Source organism: Blastococcus sp. SYSU DS0619 (assembly GCF_054051035.1).
This window is the reverse complement of sequence record NZ_JBJHAM010000002.1, coordinates 58,026-76,781: the sequence shown is the minus strand read 5'-3', so window position 1 is coordinate 76,781 and position 18,756 is coordinate 58,026. Positions and strand designations below refer to the sequence as shown.

18 protein-coding genes are annotated in these 18,756 nt (G+C 74.4%); 8 read left to right on the top strand and 10 right to left on the bottom strand.

Features of this window, described 5'->3' with window-relative positions:
* Positions 1 to 68: 68 nt before the first annotated feature.
* The 4 genes from ACI79T_RS02955 to ACI79T_RS02940 all read left to right on the top strand — a co-directional run bounded on the left by ACI79T_RS02955 (position 69) and on the right by ACI79T_RS02940 (position 3,294).
* Entirely contained in the window at positions 69 to 569 is a 501-nt protein-coding gene (locus tag ACI79T_RS02955) for a hypothetical protein (RefSeq protein WP_456608557.1), read from the top strand.
* A 34-nt stretch (positions 570 to 603) separates the two neighbouring features.
* Positions 604 to 1,854, top strand: coding sequence for a geranylgeranyl reductase family protein (locus tag ACI79T_RS02950; protein WP_456608556.1), 1,251 nt, complete (start codon positions 604 to 606; stop codon positions 1,852 to 1,854).
* Between the two features lie 64 nt (positions 1,855 to 1,918).
* A complete protein-coding gene (locus tag ACI79T_RS02945; RefSeq protein WP_456608555.1) occupies positions 1,919 to 2,281 on the top strand; it encodes a PadR family transcriptional regulator in 363 nt (120 codons plus the stop codon).
* On the top strand, positions 2,278 to 3,294 hold the full coding sequence (locus ACI79T_RS02940; protein ID WP_456608554.1) for an HAAS signaling domain-containing protein: 1,017 nt from the start codon (positions 2,278 to 2,280) through the stop codon (positions 3,292 to 3,294). The genes ACI79T_RS02945 and ACI79T_RS02940 overlap by 4 nt, the downstream gene beginning before the upstream one ends.
* Positions 3,295 to 3,320: 26 nt before the next feature.
* On the opposite strand, the gene trhA is transcribed toward ACI79T_RS02940, so the two are convergent.
* Positions 3,321 to 4,133, bottom strand: coding sequence for a PAQR family membrane homeostasis protein TrhA (gene trhA, locus ACI79T_RS02935; RefSeq protein WP_456608553.1), 813 nt, complete (start codon positions 4,131 to 4,133; stop codon positions 3,321 to 3,323).
* Between the two features lie 141 nt (positions 4,134 to 4,274).
* Between trhA and ACI79T_RS02930 the strand changes: the two genes are divergently transcribed.
* From ACI79T_RS02930 to ACI79T_RS02915, 4 genes are all read left to right on the top strand, one after another.
* Positions 4,275 to 5,054, top strand: coding sequence for an isoprenyl transferase (locus ACI79T_RS02930; RefSeq protein WP_456608552.1), 780 nt, complete (start codon positions 4,275 to 4,277; stop codon positions 5,052 to 5,054).
* A 47-nt stretch (positions 5,055 to 5,101) separates the two neighbouring features.
* Positions 5,102 to 6,319, top strand: a complete 1,218-nt coding sequence (locus ACI79T_RS02925; protein ID WP_456608551.1) for a DUF885 domain-containing protein — start codon at positions 5,102 to 5,104, stop codon at positions 6,317 to 6,319.
* Between the two features lie 3 nt (positions 6,320 to 6,322).
* A complete protein-coding gene (locus ACI79T_RS02920; RefSeq protein WP_456608550.1) occupies positions 6,323 to 6,751 on the top strand; it encodes a hypothetical protein in 429 nt (142 codons plus the stop codon).
* Between the two features lie 328 nt (positions 6,752 to 7,079).
* Entirely contained in the window at positions 7,080 to 8,375 is a 1,296-nt protein-coding gene (locus ACI79T_RS02915) for a PhoH family protein (protein WP_456608549.1), read from the top strand.
* A gap of 92 nt (positions 8,376 to 8,467) precedes the next feature.
* Here ACI79T_RS02915 and ACI79T_RS02910 read toward each other — a convergent pair whose 3' ends face one another.
* The 9 genes from ACI79T_RS02910 to ACI79T_RS02870 all read right to left on the bottom strand — a co-directional run bounded on the left by ACI79T_RS02910 (position 8,468) and on the right by ACI79T_RS02870 (position 18,727).
* On the bottom strand, positions 8,468 to 9,403 hold the full coding sequence (locus tag ACI79T_RS02910; protein ID WP_456608548.1) for a type IV toxin-antitoxin system AbiEi family antitoxin domain-containing protein: 936 nt from the start codon (positions 9,401 to 9,403) through the stop codon (positions 8,468 to 8,470).
* A gap of 220 nt (positions 9,404 to 9,623) precedes the next feature.
* Complete coding sequence (locus ACI79T_RS02905; protein WP_456608547.1) at positions 9,624 to 9,869, bottom strand: hypothetical protein; 246 nt, start codon at positions 9,867 to 9,869, stop codon at positions 9,624 to 9,626.
* Positions 9,866 to 13,081 (bottom strand): hypothetical protein, encoded by a 3,216-nt coding sequence (locus ACI79T_RS02900; protein WP_456608546.1) that lies wholly within the window; start codon positions 13,079 to 13,081, stop codon positions 9,866 to 9,868. Before ACI79T_RS02900 ends, ACI79T_RS02905 begins: the two co-directional genes overlap by 4 nt.
* The gene (flhA, locus tag ACI79T_RS02895) at positions 13,062 to 15,107 is read right to left on the bottom strand and encodes a flagellar biosynthesis protein FlhA (RefSeq protein ID WP_456608545.1); all 2,046 of its coding nucleotides are present in this window, start codon (positions 15,105 to 15,107) and stop codon (positions 13,062 to 13,064) included. The genes ACI79T_RS02900 and flhA overlap by 20 nt, the downstream gene beginning before the upstream one ends.
* 131 nt (positions 15,108 to 15,238) lie before the next feature.
* Positions 15,239 to 16,387, bottom strand: coding sequence for an EscU/YscU/HrcU family type III secretion system export apparatus switch protein (locus tag ACI79T_RS02890; RefSeq protein ID WP_456608544.1), 1,149 nt, complete (start codon positions 16,385 to 16,387; stop codon positions 15,239 to 15,241).
* 22 nt (positions 16,388 to 16,409) lie between these two features.
* Complete coding sequence (fliR, locus tag ACI79T_RS02885; protein WP_456608543.1) at positions 16,410 to 17,174, bottom strand: flagellar biosynthetic protein FliR; 765 nt, start codon at positions 17,172 to 17,174, stop codon at positions 16,410 to 16,412.
* A gap of 4 nt (positions 17,175 to 17,178) precedes the next feature.
* A complete protein-coding gene (gene fliQ / locus ACI79T_RS02880; protein WP_269191466.1) occupies positions 17,179 to 17,454 on the bottom strand; it encodes a flagellar biosynthesis protein FliQ in 276 nt (91 codons plus the stop codon).
* Complete coding sequence (gene fliP, locus ACI79T_RS02875) at positions 17,454 to 18,293, bottom strand: flagellar type III secretion system pore protein FliP (RefSeq protein ID WP_456608542.1); 840 nt, start codon at positions 18,291 to 18,293, stop codon at positions 17,454 to 17,456. Before fliP ends, fliQ begins: the two co-directional genes overlap by 1 nt.
* Positions 18,290 to 18,727, bottom strand: a complete 438-nt coding sequence (locus ACI79T_RS02870; protein ID WP_456608541.1) for a FliO/MopB family protein — start codon at positions 18,725 to 18,727, stop codon at positions 18,290 to 18,292. Before ACI79T_RS02870 ends, fliP begins: the two co-directional genes overlap by 4 nt.
* Positions 18,728 to 18,756 lie beyond the last annotated feature (29 nt).

The following is an 18,756-nucleotide window of genomic DNA, read 5'->3' as shown; positions in this document are numbered from 1 at the left end:
TCGGTCCCGGCTTCGGTCGGGGCCGGGGTCGAGGGCCCCGCGGTCGGGCGGCGGACGCCCCGCCGTCGGTGGACCGGGCCGAGATCGCCGGCTGGTTCGCCGGGCGGCTGCCCGACGGCTGGTTCACCGGCCCGGTGGACCTCACCGTCGACCGTGACGAGATCACCGTCGTGGGCACCCTGGCGGAGCCGTCCGCCGGTGACGGGGACCCCGAGGCTGCCCGGGCCGGGCGGATCGAGCGGTTCCGGGAGGAGACCCGGGGGCAGCGGATGGCGATCGCCGACGCCGCCCAGGAGCGCTACGGCCGCTCGGTGGCCTGGGGCGCGGCCTGCGGGGAGGTCCGTCAGCTGTTCACCCACGCCTCGGTGCCGGTCATGACGCGGCTGCGCCAGCCCGAGCGGCTGGTCCTCGACACGCTCGTCGACGCCGGGGTGGCGCGGTCGCGGTCGGAGGCGCTGGCCTGGGCGGTGCGGCTGGTGGGGCAGCACACCGACGAGTGGCTGACCGAGCTGCGGGACGCCATGACGTCGGTCGAGGAGGTGCGCGCCCGGGGGCCGCAGGTCGGCTGACCCCTGCGGTCGGCGGGCGGGGACACTGGGCGCCGTGCCCGCCGATGCCGTTCCCGCAGCCACCGACGTCCTCGTGGTGGGGGCGGGCCCGGCCGGCTCCGCCGCCGCGGCGTGGGCCGCGCGCGCCGGCCGGGACGTGGTGCTCACCGACGCCGCGGTCTTCCCCCGCGACAAGACGTGCGGTGACGGCCTGACCCCGCGGGCGATCGCAGAGCTGGACCACCTCGGTCTGGGGGACTGGGCGCGGTCGAAGGCGCGCAACCGCGGCCTGCGCGCCGCCGGGTTCGGCCGGGAGTGGGAGCTGCCCTGGCCGGGCGGCGCCTTCCCCGACCACGGCAGCGCCGTGCCGCGCGCCGAGCTGGACGCCCGCATCCGGCAGGCGGCGCTCACCGCCGGCGCCGTGGCCGCGGACGGCGCCCGCGCGGTGGACGTCGAGCGCGACGGCGACCGGGTCACCGGCGTGGTGTTCGAGCACGCCGACGACAGTCGGAGCACCGTCTCCTGTCGCCGGCTCGTCGTCGCCGACGGGGTGCGCTCGCCGCTGGGGCGGGTGCTCGGGCGGGAGTGGCACCGGGACACCGCCTACGGGGTCGCCGCCCGCGGCTACGTGACCTCCGGTCGCGCCGACGACGAGTGGATCTCCTCGCACCTGGAGCTGCGCGGCGCCGAGGGGGAGCTGCTGTCCGGCTACGGCTGGGTGTTCCCGCTGGGCGCCGAGGCCGGCGAGGTCAACATCGGCGTCGGCACCCTGGCCACCGCACGCCGCCCGGCCGGCGTGCAGTTGAAGTCGCTCCTGGAGACCTACGCCGACGCCCGTCGCGAGGAGTGGCGGCTCGACGGCGACGTCCGGCTGCCGGCGTCGGCGCTGCTGCCCATGGGGGGTGCGGTGTCCGGCGTGGCCGGGCGCAACTGGGCGCTGATCGGGGACGCGGCGGGGTGCGTGAACCCGCTCAACGGCGAGGGCATCGACTACGGCCTGGAGACCGGCCGCACCCTCGCCGGGCTGCTCGACGAGGACGACTGGACGGCGGCGTGGCCGGCGACGCTGCGGCGGCACTACGGCGAGGCGTTCTCCGTCGCCCGGCGGCTGGCCGGCCTGCTCACGGTGCCGCGCTTCCTGCCGGCGGCGGGGCCGGTCGGCATGCGCTCGCGGGCGCTGATGACCGTTGCGCTGCGGGTGATGGGCAACCTGGTCACCGACGAGGACCGCGACGTCGTCGCCCGCCTGTGGCGCACCGCCGGACGGCTCTCGGTCCGCCTGGACGACCGGCCGCCGTTCAGCTGATCACCGGCGCCGGGCGCGCCGGTGTCACCGTGACCGGACTACTGCGCACTGTGCAGTAGTGTGCGTGCCACTGACCGCGGTGGAGGCACGGATGGACACGACGCAACTGCTCAAGGGGGTCCTGGACCTCGCCGTGCTGGCCGTCCTGGACGACGAGGACGGCTACGGCTACGACGTCGTCCGCCGGTTGCGGGCCGCCGGCCTCGACGACGTCGCGGACGCCTCGGTCTACGGCACCCTGCGCCGGTTGTTCGCGGCCGGGCACCTGACCTCCTACGTCGTCCCCTCGGTGGCGGGTCCGCACCGCAAGTACTACGGGCTCAACGCGTCCGGACGGGCCGAGCTGGAGAGCTCGGCGAAGACCTGGTCGGGGTTCGCCGACACGATGGCGGCGCTGCTCGCCGCGCGGAAGGAGGTGGCGGCATGACCGCTCCGCGGGTCGAGCCGGACGTCGAGGTGCTGGCCTACGCCCGGGACGTGCGCGCCGAGCTGGCCGACGTGCCGGCCGACCGGCTGGCCGAGGTGCTGGACGACCTCGAGGAGCACCTCGTCGAGGTGGCCGGCGAGGGCGGCGAGCCGTTGACCGTGCGGCTGGGGCCGCCCGCCGAGTACGCGGCCGAACTGCGCCGCGCGGCCGGCCTGCCCGGCCGGACGGAGCCCACCGGCACGACGGGCGCACCCGGAGCGACGTGGCGGGCCGAGCTCGACGAGCGCCTGGACCGGCTGCGCAGCTCCCGGCAGTTCGCCGCGGTGCGGGACTTCCTGCCGGAGCTGCGCCCGGCGTGGTGGGTGCTGCGGGCCTGGGCGCCGCTGGTCGCCGTCGACGCCGTCCTCTTCGGCCGCACGTCGTTCCCCGTCCCCTCCCTCGGCGTGAGCCCGCTGGTCGGGCTGGTGGTGACCGGCGCCGCGATCACCTGGTCGGTACGGCGCGGACTCCGCGCGCGGCGGGACCCCGGGACGGGGGCTACCTGGCTCGCCGTCGCGGTCAACGGGGCGCTGGCGCTCCTCGCGTTCGTCGCCCTCGTCGCGGTCGCCGACCAGCCGGAGCCCGTGCAGGCGTACGACTACGCCGTCCCGGGGCCCACGACCCTCACGCACGAGGACGGGTCGCCGATCACGAACATCCACCCGTACTCCTCGACCGGGGAGCCGCTGAGCGGGGTGCTGCTCTACGACCAGGACGGCCGCCCGATCGACAACCTGGCCGAGTACACCTCGGACGGCGAGGAGATCCAGCGGCTGGCCGAGGACCCGCCCGCACCGGCCAACGCCTATCCGCAGGTCCAGCGCGAGCTCACCTACGACCAGTGGGGCAACCCGGTGTGGGGGGCGCCCAGCACGGCGCCGGAGTCCTCGCCGGCGGCGCCCTCGTCGTCGGCACCGTCGACCGGGAGCCCGGTCGAGCCGACCCCCGGCCTCGTGCCGGAGCCGACTCCCTGACGGGCCGCCCCCGGTGGGGCGGGCGGTCAGACGAAGGGGGAGTTGTACACCGCGAAGTACACGGCGATGTAGTGGCAGATCGCCGCGACGACGGTCATCGCGTGGAACACCTCGTGGTAGCCGAAGGTGCCCGGCCAGGGGTTCGGCTTCTTGATCCCGTAGGTGATCCCGCCGACGGTGTACAGCAGCCCGCCGACGGCGAGCAGCACGAGCGAGGCGACGCCGGCGATGTGCAGGATGTCGGTGAGGATGAAGACCGCGACCCAACCGAGGCCGATGTACAGCGGCACGCCGACCCAGCGCGGCGCCGTCGGCCAGGTCATCTTGAGGCTGACGCCGGCGAGGGCGCCGGCCCAGACGCCGGCGAGGATCCAGTAGCCGGTGGGCTGGTTGACGGCGAGCAGTGCGAACGGCGTGTACGTGCCCGCGATGAACAGGAAGATCATCGAGTGGTCGAGCCGCTTCATGATCTTCCAGCCGCGTGGTGACCAGCGCCGGCGGTGGTAGAGCGCGCTGATCCCGAACAGCCCGCAGATGGTCAGGCAGTAGATCGCCACCGGCCACCCGGCCCGGGCGCCCTGCATCGCGGCCAGCGGGACGAGGACCGCTCCGGCGACGATCGCGCCGAAGAAGGAGAACAGGTGGATCCAGCCGCGCGCGCGGGGGCGGGTGTCGGGGTGGTCCCAGTCGTCGTCGTCGAAGTCCGCGGCGGTCCAGGCGTGCTCGACCTGCTCGCCCTCCGCGGCGACGGCGGCCAACGCCTGCGGGGCCGGGGCCTCGAGCTCCGCGCCGTCGGCCTCGAGCCGGACCGGTGCGCGATCAGGGGGCGGGGCGCTCATGGTTGCGAGGCTACGGAGCCGTAGGTTGTGCGGCATCTGCTGCGCTCTGTGAGCTTGCTGCCAGCGCGGACGGCGGAGGCGGCGCGACCGGCCACGGCGGGCTCCCGGCCGACCGGCGGCAGGGGGCCTAGGGTGACCGCCGTGAGCGTGCGCCGGCGGGTCCGTGACGCCCTCATCCAGGTGTACGAGCGGCGGCTGGCGCGGGCGCTGGTGGACGCCGACGTGCCGCGGCACGTCGGCGTGATCATGGACGGCAACCGGCGGTGGGCACGCTCCATCGGCTTGGAGGACGTCGCCCACGGGCACCGCCGCGGCGCGGACAAGATCGTCGACCTGCTGGGCTGGTGCGACGACGCCGGGGTGCAGGTGGTCACGCTGTTCATGCTCTCCACCGACAACCTGCGCCGCCCCGACTCCGAGCTGCAGCCGCTGCTGCGGATCATCGAGGACGTCGCCGTCGACCTGTCCCGCCCGGACCGGCGGTGGAAGGTGCGGCAGATGGGCGCGGCCGAGGTCCTGCCGCCGGAGACGGTCGTCGTCCTCAAGCAGGCCGAGGAGGACACCTGCGACCGCCCTGGGGCGACGGTGAACCTCGCCGTCGGCTACGGGGGACGACGGGAGATCGCCGACGCGGTCCGCTCGTTGCTGGCCGAGCACGCGGCCAAGGGGACCTCACTCGAGGAGCTGGTGGAGGTGCTCGAGGTCGAGCACATCGCCGACCACCTCTACACCCGCGGCCAGCCAGACCCCGACCTGGTCATCCGCACCAGCGGTGAGCAGCGGATGTCGGGTTTCCTGCTGTGGCAGACGGCGAACGCGGAGTTCCACTTCACCGACGTCTACTGGCCGGACTTCCGGCGGATCGACTTCCTCCGCGCGCTGCGCGACTACTCCGCGCGCCACCGCCGCTTCGGGGGGTAGGGAGGCCGGCCGGCCCGGACCGCGGCCACGGCTGCGAAACTGCTCCCATGACCGCGGGAGCTCACGACGTCGCCCTGGAGTACGTGCGGCTGGGGCTGCGCTTCGACCGTCTGGAGTCGGGTTTCGTCGACGCCTACACCGGCGACCCCCGGATCCGCGCCCAGGTGCAGGACGAGCCGGCCCCCACGCCGCGGCAGCTGCGCGACCGGGCGCGGGAGCTGCTGCGCGAGCTGGACGCCGCGGGGCTGCCCGACGATCGTGCGGACTTCCTGCGCGGGCAGCTCACCGGCCTGGAGTGCAGCGCCCGGAAGATGAGCGGGGAGCCGGTCGGCTTCGTCGAGGAGGTCCGCGGCTACTTCCAGGTCGACGTCGAGCTCGGCGACGAGGCCGCCTACGCCGCTGCGCACGCCGAGCTGGACGACCTGCTGCCCGGCGACGGCTCGCTGGCCGAGCGGTACGCGGCGCACCGGCGCCGGGAGGAGTGCCCGCCGGACCGGCTGGAGACCGCGGTGCAGGCGCTGTCCAGCGCGCTGCGCGACCGGGTGCGCGACCGGTACGGGCTCCCCGAGGTGGAGACGGTGCGCTACGAGGTGGTCACCGACAAGCCGTGGTCGGGGTTCAACTACTACGAGGGCGGCTACCGGTCCCGCGTCGCGATCAACGCCGACCTGCCGCACCGGCTCTCCCAGCTGTCGCACCTGGTGGCGCACGAGTCGTATCCCGGGCACCACACCGAGCACTGCCGCAAGGAGCGCGGCCTGGTCGAGCGGGCCGGGCGGCTGGAGCACACCGTCTTCCTGGTCAACACCCCCGAGTGCCTGATGGCCGAGGGGCTGGCCGATCTCGGCGTCCCGGCCGCGATCGGCGAGGGGTGGGGGGCCTGGTCCGCGGAGATCCTCGGCGACCTCGGTCTGCGGTTCGACGGCGTCCTGGCCGAGCGGATCGCGGCCGCGGCGGCCCCGCTGAACCGGGTGCGGCAGGACGCCGCCGTCCTGCTGCACGACCGGGGGGCCGACGCCGACGAGGTGAGCGCCTACCTGCAGCGCTGGGCGCTGGTCAGCCCCGAGCGGGCCCGGCAGCAGATCCGTTTCCTCACCGACCCGCTGTGGCGCGCCTACATCTCCACCTACGTGGAGGGTTTCGACCTGCTGTCGCGGTGGCTGGCCGCCCGCCCCGCGGACCAGCCGGTCGCCGACCGCTTCCTCCGCCTGCTCGACGAGCCGCTGACCCCCCAGCGGATCGCCGCCGAGACCCCGGCCGCCTGACCCGTGCGCGCCCGCACCCCGGCACAGGCCCGGTTCCTGGGTCTGTGGACCGCGGGCTGGCTGGCGGCGCTGCTCGTCGCCGGCATGGTCCGGTTCGGCGACCCCGCGGTGCAGTGGCCGGTCCTGGCGGTGCCCGCCCTCTGGGCGCTGGTGGCCCTCCGCCCGCGGCGCCCGTCCCGGCCCTCGTGGGACCAGCGGTACGAGGGCGACCGGGCCCGCGAGGAGGAGTGGGCCGACGAGGACGAGTGGGTCGACGAGGAGGAGTGGGCGGGAGAGGAAGAGTGGGCCGCGGACGGGCGGTCCGCGGACGCGTGGGACGACCCCGCGTGGGAGGACGAGGCCCGGGGGGCGCCGGCCCCGGGCGAGCGGACCGACACCGTCGAGCGCCCCGCGCTGCGCCGCCGGACAGACGGCACCGGCGAGCGGTGGTGACCGGCGCCCGCTGACGCCGTCGGCGGGACCGGTGGCCGCCGTCCGGTGGGGCATCGGGGGTGACCGACCGGGTGGGACGGCTGGTGCCGGTGAGTCTTCCGGGTGACATCCACCCCTCGTCGTGGGTTGTACGTCACGTGGATGTCACTCCCCGGGCATAGCGTCCGAGGTGAACGGCGAGCTGCCCTCGCCGTTCACGGGAGGCCCGGTTGGTGCGACAGCGTTCGTCGTCCAGAGGGGCCGGCACCCGGCCCCTGTGCCGGGGCCCGGTCACCTTCGAGCCGGGGCGCGCGCTGTCCTCAGCGTGGCGCCCCACGGGAGCCGATTCGTGAACACTCGCCGCACGTTCGTCCTCGACACCTCGGTCCTGCTCTCCGACCCCGGCGCGCTGCTGCGCTTCGGGGACGCCGACGTGGTGCTGCCGCTCGTCGTCATCGGGGAGCTGGAGGACAAGCGCAACCACCCGGAGCTGGGGTGGTTCGCCCGCCAGACGCTGCGCATCCTGGACGACCTCCGGGTCACCCACGGCCGGCTGGACGCGCCGGTCCCGGTGGGGGAGGAGGGCGGCACGCTGCACGTCGAGCTGAACCACAGCGACCCGTCGGTGCTCCCGGCCGGCTTCCGCAACGACAGCAACGACAGCCGGATCATGATGGTGGCGCTCAACCTGCGGGCCGAGGGCCGGGACGTCTGCCTGGTGACCAAGGACGTGCCGCTGCGGGTCAAGGCCGCGGCGGTCGGGCTGGAGGCCGACGAGTACCGCGTGCTCGATGCCGTCGACGCCGGCTGGACCGGCATGACCGAGCTGAGCCTCGACGACGCCGATCTCGACGAGCTGTACGAGACGGGGGAGGCCTTCCTGCCGGCCGCGGCCGAGCTGCCCACGCACACCGGGCTGGTGCTCCTGTCCTCGCGCGGATCGGCTCTCGGCAGGGTCCTGCCGGACAAACAGGTCCGCCTGGTCCGCGGCGACCGGGAGGCGTTCGGGCTGCACGGGCGCTCGGCCGAGCAGCGCGTGGCGCTGGACCTGCTGCTGGACCCGGAGATCGGCATCGTCTCGCTGGGCGGCCGGGCGGGCACCGGCAAGTCGGCGCTGGCGCTCTGCGCCGGGCTCGAGTCGGTGATGGAGCGGCGAGCGCACAAGAAGGTGGTCATCTTCCGGCCGCTGTACGCCGTCGGCGGGCAGGAGCTCGGGTACCTGCCGGGCAGCGAGGGCGAGAAGATGTCGCCCTGGGCGCAGGCGGTGTACGACACCCTCGGTGCGCTGGTGTCGAAGGAGGTGCTCGAGGAGATCGCCGCGCGCGACCTCATCGAGGTGCTCCCGCTGACCCACATCCGCGGGCGCTCGCTGCACGACTCGTTCGTGATCGTCGACGAGGCGCAGTCGCTGGAGCGCGGCGTGCTGCTGACCGTCCTGTCCCGGCTGGGCAGCAACTCCCGGGTGGTGCTCACCCACGACGTCGCCCAGCGCGACAACCTCCGGGTGGGCCGGCACGACGGCGTCACGGCGGTCATCGAGAAGCTCAAGGGCCACGTCCTGTTCGCCCACATGACCCTCACCCGGTCCGAGCGCTCGCCGATCGCGGCGCTGGTCACCGAGATGCTGGAGGACCTGCCGCTCTGACCTGGCCTGCCGCCCCGGTCGCTCTGGGGGTGTTCCCCGTGCTCTGCGCGTCCTGCGGGACCCGGGGAGCGGGAGAACCACCCCCAGAGCGGTCACCGGCGTCGGCCGGCCGCCCGCTCGCGGGCCCGGCGCACCCGTGCGGCGAGGCGGTGCGGTACGGCGAGGTCGGACCACACCCAGCGCACCACGTCCCAGTCCTCGTCCCGGACGGCGTCCTCCCGGAGCTTCTCGGCGAACACGGCGTCGCCGGGCTCCTCTCCCGGTCGCAGCAGCCGGCCGTACTTCACCCGGCCGTCGAACTCGCCGACCAGCCGGGCGTCTTCCCAGGCGAAGTCGGTCCGCGCGACCAGGGCGCCGCCGGCGGACCGGATCTCGAACTGCAGCGCAGACGGAGCGAGCTTCCACCGGTGCAGGATCACCCGGCTGCGGCTCTCGCCGACGCTCTCACTGCGGGCGTCCGCCGCAGCCACCGCCCGCGCCGCGCTGCGGGCCCCGGGCGCCCCCACCACGTCGAACAGCCGGGCCCGAAGCGCGTCGTGCGTCAGCAGCCCGCGGTGCAGGGCGGCGTCGATGCTGACGACCGCCGTCTCGTGCGGCTGGGAGCGACCGAGGTCGAGCAGCGTGCGGACGGGGTCGGTGACCGGCACCCCGTCGACGTCGACCACCTCGTCGTCGCGCAGGCGGGCGACGTGGCAGCTGAGCACGTCGCTGCGGTCGCTCCAGGAGCCGGGGCGGCGGGTCACGTGGACGCGGTCGAGCGGCACGTTCCACAGCGGCAGCCCGAGGAGCACCGCCGCCGACTGGTGGCTCACCACCGCCGGCCGGCGCAGTGCCGCCAGGGTCGCGCGCACGAGCAAACGGTGGCGCGCGGCGGACGCCGGCGGCGGGATCGCGTCGACGTACGCCCCTCGGCGCAGCCGGGTCAGGTCGCCCGAACGCACCGCGCGGCCCAGTTCGTCGTCGGACCAGCCGGCGGCGACGGCCTCGCGGCGGAGGAGCAGGGGCGGGACGTCCGGGAGTTCGGTCATGGGTCGACCGTCCGGCGCCCGACGGCGTCGCCACCAGCGTCCGGGCGATCGCGTGGACGGACGACCCGGCTGTGGACGACGGGCGCTCTGGGGGTGCTGCTCGCGCTCGGGGAGCCCTACTAGACCCCGGGACCGCGAGTTCGACCCCCAGAGCGGCGGCCGGGTGGAGCAGGTCGGGACCGCGAGTTCGACCCCCAGAGCGGCGGCCGGGTGGAGCAGGTCAGGCGTCGGCCGGCTCCTCGGCGGGCGCCGGCCGCGCCGCCTGACGACGGCGCGACTTCGGGGCCGGCTTCGGCGGCGCGAGGACCGCGCGCACCAGCGCGACCGCGCCCCAGCCGGCGGCCAGGCACCACGGCAGCCGGCTCACCACCTCCTCGGTCGTGAAGTCCCCGCGCAGCCCGAGCGCGAGCACGGGGACGGCCAGCACGAACCCGACGAGGAGCACGTCCCAGCGCAGCGGGTTCATGCCTGCGGGCTGTCCAGGCGCTCGCACAGGAGCGACGCCCAGCGGTGCGGCGTGGCAGGCGCGCCGTCGAGGAGGGCCACGGGCACGGCCAGCCGCCGCAGCACCGCGGCGGGGTCGGCGCTGAGATCCGTGTCCTGCACGACGAGCGCGTCCACCCGGGCCAGGCCGTCGAGCCACGGCTCCAGGTCCTCGGGCTTGCGGGTCGCCTCCACGACGGCCCAGACCGCGGTCGGCGACCAGACGGTGAGCATCTGCGTCAGCCAGTAGACGTCGCTGCGCAGCGGTGCGTCGACGGCGACGATGGTCACCGTGCCGGCGTTCGCCGCTTCCTGCCGGCGGTCGATCGCGGCGTCGACGGTGGTCACGCGGCTGCCCTTGGGGGCCAGGCCCGCCAGGTCACCGCGCGTGGCCCACTGCACCCGATCGGGGTCCAGGCGCAGCGAGACCGCCAGCGCCCGGGCGGTGCGGAGGGTCTCGACCCCCGGCCCGACCAGGAACAGCACCTCGCCGGCGCCATCGGGCATCCGGGGCATCTCGGGCAGCCGGGCGGCCAGTGCGCGGGTGAGCGCGGCGTAGGTGCCGTCGACCGCCACGCGGCCGGCGAAGTCCTCGCCGAGCAGCTCCTGGGGGACGCCGAGGCCGGCCAGCCGGGCCACGACCTCGCCGGGCGTGGCCGGGACGGGAGCAGCGGTGCGCGGTGCCGCGGCCGACGGGGCCTCCACACGCGGGAACATCGCGAAGCCCTCGTCGGCGTCGTCGTCGAGTTCCGGCATGTCGGGCAGGTCGTCGCTCGCCATGAGCGGGCCCACCGGCAGGCGGGTGACCGTCGCCAGGGCGCGCGGCGCCGGGGAAGGGGACTCGGTCACCGCAGCCGCCTCGGGGGCGGTCCGCTCGCCGTCCCTGCGAACGCCGGACGCCCGGGTCGACGGGCCGGGCCGGGAGGACGACGGCGGCACGGGGGGCAGGCCGCCGCGGCCCCGCGAACCCGGCAGCGGCGGGAGCAGGGACACCCGCGGCATGACGGTGGTCGCGTCCATGGACATCGACAGGGGGGCGGGGTCGCTGGCCGTGCGGGCGAGCATCGGCGCTACCTCGGCGACCTCTGCGGCCTCGACGGCCTCGACGGCCTCGACGGCCTCGACGACCTGGGTGGCCTCGACGACCTCCGGGGAGGCAGGCACCTCGGCCTCGGCGGGCGCCTCGGCCACCGCCTCGTCCTCGACCGGTTCCTGGGCAGCGGGGGCGGATGCCTCGGCCACGGGTGCGGCGGGCTGCTCCTGGGCCTCGGGGGTCTCGTCGGCGGTGGTCGTCTCGTCGGCGGGCAGGGGAGCGGGCGCCTCTGCGGTGACCGACGGCACCCAGTCCTCGACGACCGGGGCGGCGGCCACGACGGCGTCCGCGGGCGCGGGCGGAACCGGGTCGCCGAAGAGGATGTCGGCCCAGATCGGGTCGTCGGTACGCGAGGCGGGGACGTCGGCGTCGGTGGCCGGCCCGCCCCACAGCGGCGTGTCTGCGGCGGGGGAGCCCCAGCCGAGGTCGTGGCTCGTCGACGTGGGAGCCGGGGCGTCGAACAGGGAGAACGACGACGGGACCGCGAGGTCGACGGCCACCTCGGCCACCGGCGCCGTGACGACCGGTGCGGTGACGACCGGTGCCGGGACGACCGGGGTGGCGACGACCGGGGTGGTGAAGAGGGGAGTGGCGAACAGCGGGGCGGCCGGCTCGATGACGGTCGGCTCGGTGACGGCGACGGGGCCCGTTGCGACCCCCACGTGCTCGGCAGCGACCGGCTCGGCGGTCGCAGGCTCGGCGGTCGCGGGCTCGGCGAGGAACGGCTCGGCCGCGAAAGGCTCGGCCGCGAACGGCTGGGCGACGACGGGCTCGGCCACGGACGGCTCGGCTGCGACGGGCTCGGCCGCGAACTGCTCGACCACCACCGGCTCGTCGAGGACGGGTGCGGCCACGGGCTCGACGGGTGCCGGTTCGGGGAACGGCTCCGCGACCGACTCTGCGATCGCCTCCTGCGGCGGGTCCCCGGCGAGCATCTTGCGCAGGATGCCGGCGAGGGCCTCGTCGGAGTGCCCCTGGGCCAGGGCCGCGCGCAGCGCCTCGGCGATCTCCTCCTGCCGCGTCGACGGCGACGGCGCGACGGGCTCCGGCTCCGCCCAGGGCGGCAGCTCCGGCATGGCGTCCGCGGACGTGGTCGTGGACGTGGAGGGCGGCGCGGTGGCCTGTTCTCTCACCGTGGTCTCCTCCTGGTGCACGGCCTGGGACCGCATCGACGGATCTGCTGAACGGATGGCCGCGGCCAGGGTGGGACGGGGCGCCGGCATGCCGGGTGCCTGGTCCGCGGACGGCGCGGGTGCCGGCGTCTCGGGAAGCAGTTCGACGGGCCGCTCCAGCGCCTCGGCGACGGCCTGGCGCACCTCGCGGTCCCCGGAGACCATGCGGGCGAGCGCCGCCGTGAAGGGTGAGGGCGCCGGGTCGTCGTCCGGCGTCGCGGTCGTCGGCTGCTTCGCCGCCGCCGTGGTGGTCTGCGCCCGGGCTGCGGGCGCGGCGTCGCGGACGGCCTGCGGGAACGTGGCGCGGGTGGCAGCTGCGCTGCCATAGCCGGTGGCCGGGGCCGCCGCGACGTCGCCACGCGCGAAGCCGGAGGCCGACACCGAGCCGGAGGCCGGCCGGGAACGGGAAGCCGACGTGGTGCCGCCGAGCAGGCCGGCCAGCTCGTCGAGCCGGTCGTCGAGCCGGTCGTCGAGCCGGACGTCGGAACGGACGTCGTCCTCTAGCGGCCGCGTCACCATGTGGGTGGAGCGGGGAGTCACCGGGCGCACCGACACGGCCGGGGCGGAACGGGGCGGTCTGGACGACGCCTCGGCCGGAGCCGGGCGTGCGGCCTCCGCTGCCCACGCTGCGGCGCCGTTGCGGGCGGGTGCCGTCGTGCGGGCGCGCGCGGGGGCGGCCGACGCCAGCGGGGAGTCGTAGGCGCCGACGGTGGGGGCGGGCACGGGTCCGGTCGACGGCGAGGGGACGCCGGGCCGGAGGAACTGGTCGGGGGCCACCTCGGCGATGTAGCGCTCGGTGGCGAAGAAGCCGAGCACGCCACCGGACCGGACCCGGCGCACACCGACGACGCGGGCGTGCGGCCCGAACTGCTCGCGCGCGGCCGCGATCGCGTCGTCGCGCGTGGCGGCCTCAACGGATCGCAACGGCACCGCTCACCACTCCCAGCGACTCGATCTGGGCCGTCCGGGACACCTCCGCGTAGGAGATGACCGGCAGCCGGGGCAGGATCTGGCGCATCAGCCGCGCGAGGGCCGCGCGGACCTGGGGCGAGCAGACGAGGACCGGGGACAGGCCCTGCCGCTCGGCCTCCTCGAGCAGGCCGCTGCAGCCGTGGACGAGAGCGTCCACCGCGCCGGCGTCGAGGGCCAGGACGGCGCCCGCTTCGGTCTGGCGGACGGCTTCGAGCAGCCGCTGCTCGAACGCGGGCTCCAGGGTGAACACGTGCAGCCGCTCGTCCGGCGTGACGTAGGGCTGGCTGATCGCCGACCCGAGCGCCGACCGGACCGCCTCGACGAGACCGTCGAGTTCGGTCGAGTGCTTGGCACGTACAGAGAGTGCCTCGAAGATGCGCACCAGGTCGCGGATCGACACACCCTCGGCGAGCAATGCATGCAACACGCGTTGCACCTCTCCCAGGGTGAGCAGGGTGGGCGTCAGCTCCTCGACGACGACCGGGTGCGTGCGGCGCACCATCTCCACGAGCAGGCGGACGTCCTCCCGGCCGAGGAGATCGGCGGCGTTCTGCCGCACGATCTCCGCCAGGTGCGTGGTGATGACCGAGGAACGGTCGACGACGGTCGCCCCGGCCATCTCGGCCGCGCGCTGCAGCTCGGCGGGCACCCACTTGGCAGCCAGGCCGAACACCGGCTCGCGGGTCGGCTTGCCGGGCAGCCCGTCCAGGGCGTCACCGATGGCGAGGATCGTGCCGGCGGGGGAGGTGCCCTTGGCGACCGGGACGCCGTTGAGCCAGATGACGTACTGCGACGAGGGCAGGTCGAGGTTGTCGCGGGTGCGCACCAGCGGGATGACCAGACCGGTCTCCATGGCGACCTTGCGGCGCAGCGCCTTGACCCGGTCGAGCAGGTCGCCGCCGCGGGCGGCGTCGACCAGGTCGACGAGGTCGAAGGCGACCTCGAGCTCCAGCGGGTCGACCCGCATCCTCTCGGCGATGGCCTCGGGGGAGTCCGGCGCCGGCTCCTGCTCGGCGGCGGCCGCAGCGGCCTCGGCGTCCTCGTCGACCTCCGGCTCGTCGGTGAGGCGGGTGGCCATGAACAGGAAGAGCGCGCCGATCACGAAGAACGGGAGCTTGGGCAGGCCGGGCAGGAGGCACAGCGCCATGGCCGCGCCGCCGGCGATGCGCACCGGCTGCTTGAAGCGGCCCAGCTGGGCGAGCAGGTCGGTGCCCATGTCGCCCTCGGTGGCCGAGCGCGTGACGATGATGCCGGTCGCGGTGGACAGCAGCAGCGCCGGGATCATCGAGACCAGGCCGTCGCCGACGGTCAGCAGCGAGAAGGTGGAGACGGCCTCGCCCGGCGCCATCCCGCGCTGCATGACACCGATCGCGAACCCGCCGATCAGGTTGACCAGCGTCACGACGATGCCGGCGATGGCGTCGCCCTTGACGAACTTCGAGGCGCCGTCCATCGAGCCGTAGAAGTCGGCCTCGGCGGTGACCTCGTGCCGGCGCTTGCGGGCCTGCGCCTCGTTGATCAGCCCGGCGTTGAGGTCGGCGTCGATGGCCATCTGCTTGCCGGGCATCGCGTCGAGGGTGAACCGGGCACCGACCTCGGCCACGCGGCCGGCGCCGTTGGTGATGACCACGAACTGGACGATGGTCAGGATCAGGAAGACCACCAGCCCGACGATCAGCGAGCCGCCGATCACGAAGTGGCCGAAGGCCTCGATGACCTTGCCGGCGTAGCCGTCGGTGAGGACCAGGCGGGTGGAGGAGACGTTCAGCGACAGCCGGAACAGCGTCGCGACCAGGAGCAGCGACGGGAAGACGGCGAAGTCCAGCGGCTTCCTGATCTGCATCGCGACCAGCAGGATGAGCAGCGAGACGGTGATGTTCAGGCCGAGCAGCAGGTCGAGCAGCGCCGCGGGCAGCGGGACCACCAGCATGAGCACGATCGAGACCACGCCGATCGGTACGGCGGCCTTGCCCAGGCCCTTCACTCGCCCGCTCCGGGCTCGTACGACGGACGCTGGCTCACCCCTCCCTCATCGGCAGGCGGGGTGCGCCGCGGTACGGGTCCGCTCCGGGCCGCCGGCCGCCCGGGCCCACCCGTCACACCCGCCCCAGGGCGCTAGGCGGCGACGGTGGGGCGGCGCCGGCCGGCCTTCGGCAGGTCGGTCGTGTCGGGGGCCTCGAAGCCGGGGCGGTGGAGCCCGCCGCGCACCCCGCGGGCGCCGAGGTGCATGACGAACGCCAGCACGCGGGCGACCGCGGTGAACAGCTGCGGCGGCACCTCCTGGCCGAGGTCGCAGGAGGCGTGCAGCGCTCGGGCCAGCGGGATGTCCTGCACCATCGGGACGCGGGCCTCCGCCGCCTTCTCGCGCAGCTTCGCCGCGACCGCGCCGGCGCCCTTGGCGACGACGCGCGGGGCGCCCTGGGCGGCGTCGTACTTCAGCGCGACGGCGACGTGGGTGGGGTTCACCAGCAGGACGTCGGCCTCGGCGACCTCGCTCATCATCCGGTTGCGCGACATCGCCATCTGCACCCCGCGGCGGTGCGCCTTCATGTACGGGTCGCCCTCGGCCTGCTTGTGCTCCTGCGTGATCTCGTACTTGCTCATCTTGAGCTGCTTCATCATCTTCTTGCGCACGACGACGTAGTCGGCGACGGCGAGGACCAGGCCGGTGACCGCGACGACGCGGAACATCAGGATGGCCGAGTCGGCGAAGGTGGCGGCGACGGCCGAGAGCGGCAGTGCCCCCGCGGAGGAGACCAGCGCGTGCGCCCGGTCGCTGGTGACGAGCACGACGGTGCCGAGGGCGGCCGTCTTGATCAGCGCCTTCGCCGTCTCCCAGAGGCCCTGGGTGCCGAACATCCGCTTGATGCCCGGGAAGGGGTTGAGCTTCTTGAGCTTGGGCTGCATCGGCTTGCCCGTCACGTGCACGCCGCCCTGGGCGGCCGACGACGCCACGCCGACGAGCATGAGCGCGATCGCCGTCGGGAGCAGCGTCGTCAGGAAGGCCAGGAGGGCCTTCCCCAGCAGTGCGGTCACCGTGGCGGCCTCGGGGTTCTTGACCACCGAGGCCACGTGCACGAACAGTTGCTGGACGGCCTCGAACGCGTTTCCCACGAGCATCGGGAGCAGGAAGCTCGCCGCCGCCACGCCCAGCCAGGTGCCCAGCTCCTGGGTGCGTGGGATCTGCCCTTCCTTGCGCGCCTTCTTCAGGCGCTGGGGAGTCGGTGCCTCGGTCTTCTCACCGCCCGGTCCGTCCTTGGCCATCAGGCCACCGTCCGATCAGCCATCAGCCGCTGCGCAGGGAGATCATGGCGCGGGCGCCGTGCTCGAGCAGGCCGTCCAGGGCGGGAGGGAGCAGCGGGAAGGTGAGCCCCAGCATCGCCAGGGTCAGCATGATCTTCACCGGGAAGCCCAGGGAGAAGACGTTGAGCGCCGGAGCGGCCCGGCTGAGCAGGGCCAGGGCGACGTCGGCGAGCAGCAGCACCGCGACCATCGGCCCGGCGATCTGCAGCGCGGCCAGGAACATCATGGAAAACGCGGTGATGAGCACCGCGGCGATCTGGTCGGTCGGCACGCTCCCGCCCACCGGCAGGCCCTCGTAGGAGGTCGCGAAGCCCTTCACCATGAGCAGGTGCCCGCCGCTGGTGAACAGCAGGGTGGTGGCCAGCAGGTAGTGCAGCTTGCCGAGTGAGCTGTTCTGGGTCATCGCCAGCGGGTCGTAGCCCGGCTGGAGCGAGAAGCCGCCGGCGACGTCGAGGATGTCGCCGGCCATCTGGACGGCCGTGAACAGCACCTGGACGACGAAGCCCAGCGCCGCGCCGATGACCACCTCGGTGAGGGCGGTGACCAGCAGGTAGCCGGCCGTCGGTGCGGGCAGGGTCGGGGCGATCTGGGTGGACAGCAGCACCGACAGCGCCAGCGCCAGCGCGCCCTTGACCGGCGCCGGGATGACCCGTGCGTTGAACGGCGGGGCGAAGAGGATGAAGCCGGCGGCGCGCGCCGTGCCGAGGAGCAGTGCGGCGAGGGTGACCGCCGGGACCGAGAGGTCCACGGCGCTACGTCCGGTCGAGCAGCGCGGGTAGCTGGTCGAACAGGGTGTGGGTGAAGCTGACCAGTTCGGAGAGCACCCAGTTCCCGGTCACCAGCAGGGCGATGGAGACGGCGATCATCTTCGGGACGAAGGAGAGCGTGGCCTCCTGGATCTGCGTCGCCGCCTGGAACAACGAGATCAGGAAACCGACCAGCAGCGCGGTCAGCAGGATGGGGGCGGCGACCTTCGCGGCGACCATCATGGTCTGCGCGGCGATCTCCGTGACGTCGGCGTCGCTCATCAGCCGGCACCCCCGTACGAGCCCACGAGGGCTGTCGTGATCAGCGCCCAGCCGTCGACGACGACGAAGAGCAGCAGCTTGAAGGGCAGCGACACGATGGTCGGCGGGACCATCATCATGCCGAGCGACATGAGCGCGGCGCTGACGAGCATGTCGAGCACCAGGAACGGGATGAAGATGACCATCCCGATGATGAACGCGCTCTTCAGCTCCGAGAGGACGAACGCCGGGATCAGCGTGGTCATGCTCACCGCGGTGGGGTCCGCGGGGGCCTCCTCGCCGGAGAGCCCGATCATCAGCTTGAGCTCGTCCTCGCGGGTGTTGTCCAGGAGGAACTCGCGCAGCGGCACGACGCCGGCGTCGTAGGCCTGCGACACCGACATCGTCCCGTCCATGTACGGCTGGACGGCGAGCTCGTTGATGTCGGAGAGCACCGGGCTCATCACGAACAGCGTGAGGAACAGGGCGATGCCGGTCAGCACCTGGTTCGGCGGCGACGTCGCCATGCCCAGCGCGTTCCGGGTCAGCCCCAGGACGACGATGATCTTGGTGAACGAGGTGGCCAGCAGCAGCACGGACGGCGCGACCGAGAGCACCGTGATCGCGAGGATCAGGGTGATGGAGCTGCTCGGGGAGCCGTCCCCGATGGAGATGTCCACGGTGCCGTCGACGGTGGGGTCGACGGGAGCGGTCGGGTCGGTGGGGGTCGTCGGCGCGGCCGACGCCGGGCCGGCGAGCAGGACCGCCGCCACGGTGGCGAGCAGCAGCACCAGCAGGAGGACGGCGGCGCGCCACCGGCTGCTACCCGGTCGCGGCAGCGGGCGCACGAGGGCGGTCATGACTTGCGGACCGTGCGCTCACGGAGCCCGTCGACCAGCGTGCCCCAGCTGTTGCGGTCCAGGACCGACCCGGCGAGTACACCGTCGGAGGAGCGGGCGACCTGGGCCGGGATGGCCGGTGCGCCGTCGCCGGCCTCGCCGGCGGCCCGCAGCCGCGCGGGTGCGCGCCGCTCGCCGAGGGCGGCCTCCACGGCCTCGGCGTCGACCTCGGCGAGCAGGGTGACCTGCTCCTCGGTGGCGCCGATGACCAGGACGACGTCGGCGATCCGGACGACGTTGACGGTGCTGGTGCGGCCCATGCGCTGCCGGGCGACGACCTCGATCAGGCCGTTGCCCTGGCCGAGGCCCTTCTTCTTGGCCAGCCGGGAGGCGAACCAGAGCACGCCGCCGATCAGGGCCAGCGACAGGAAGAGCCGGATGATCATCCACGTCATCGGGCCGACTCGCTCACGCTCGTCGGTGC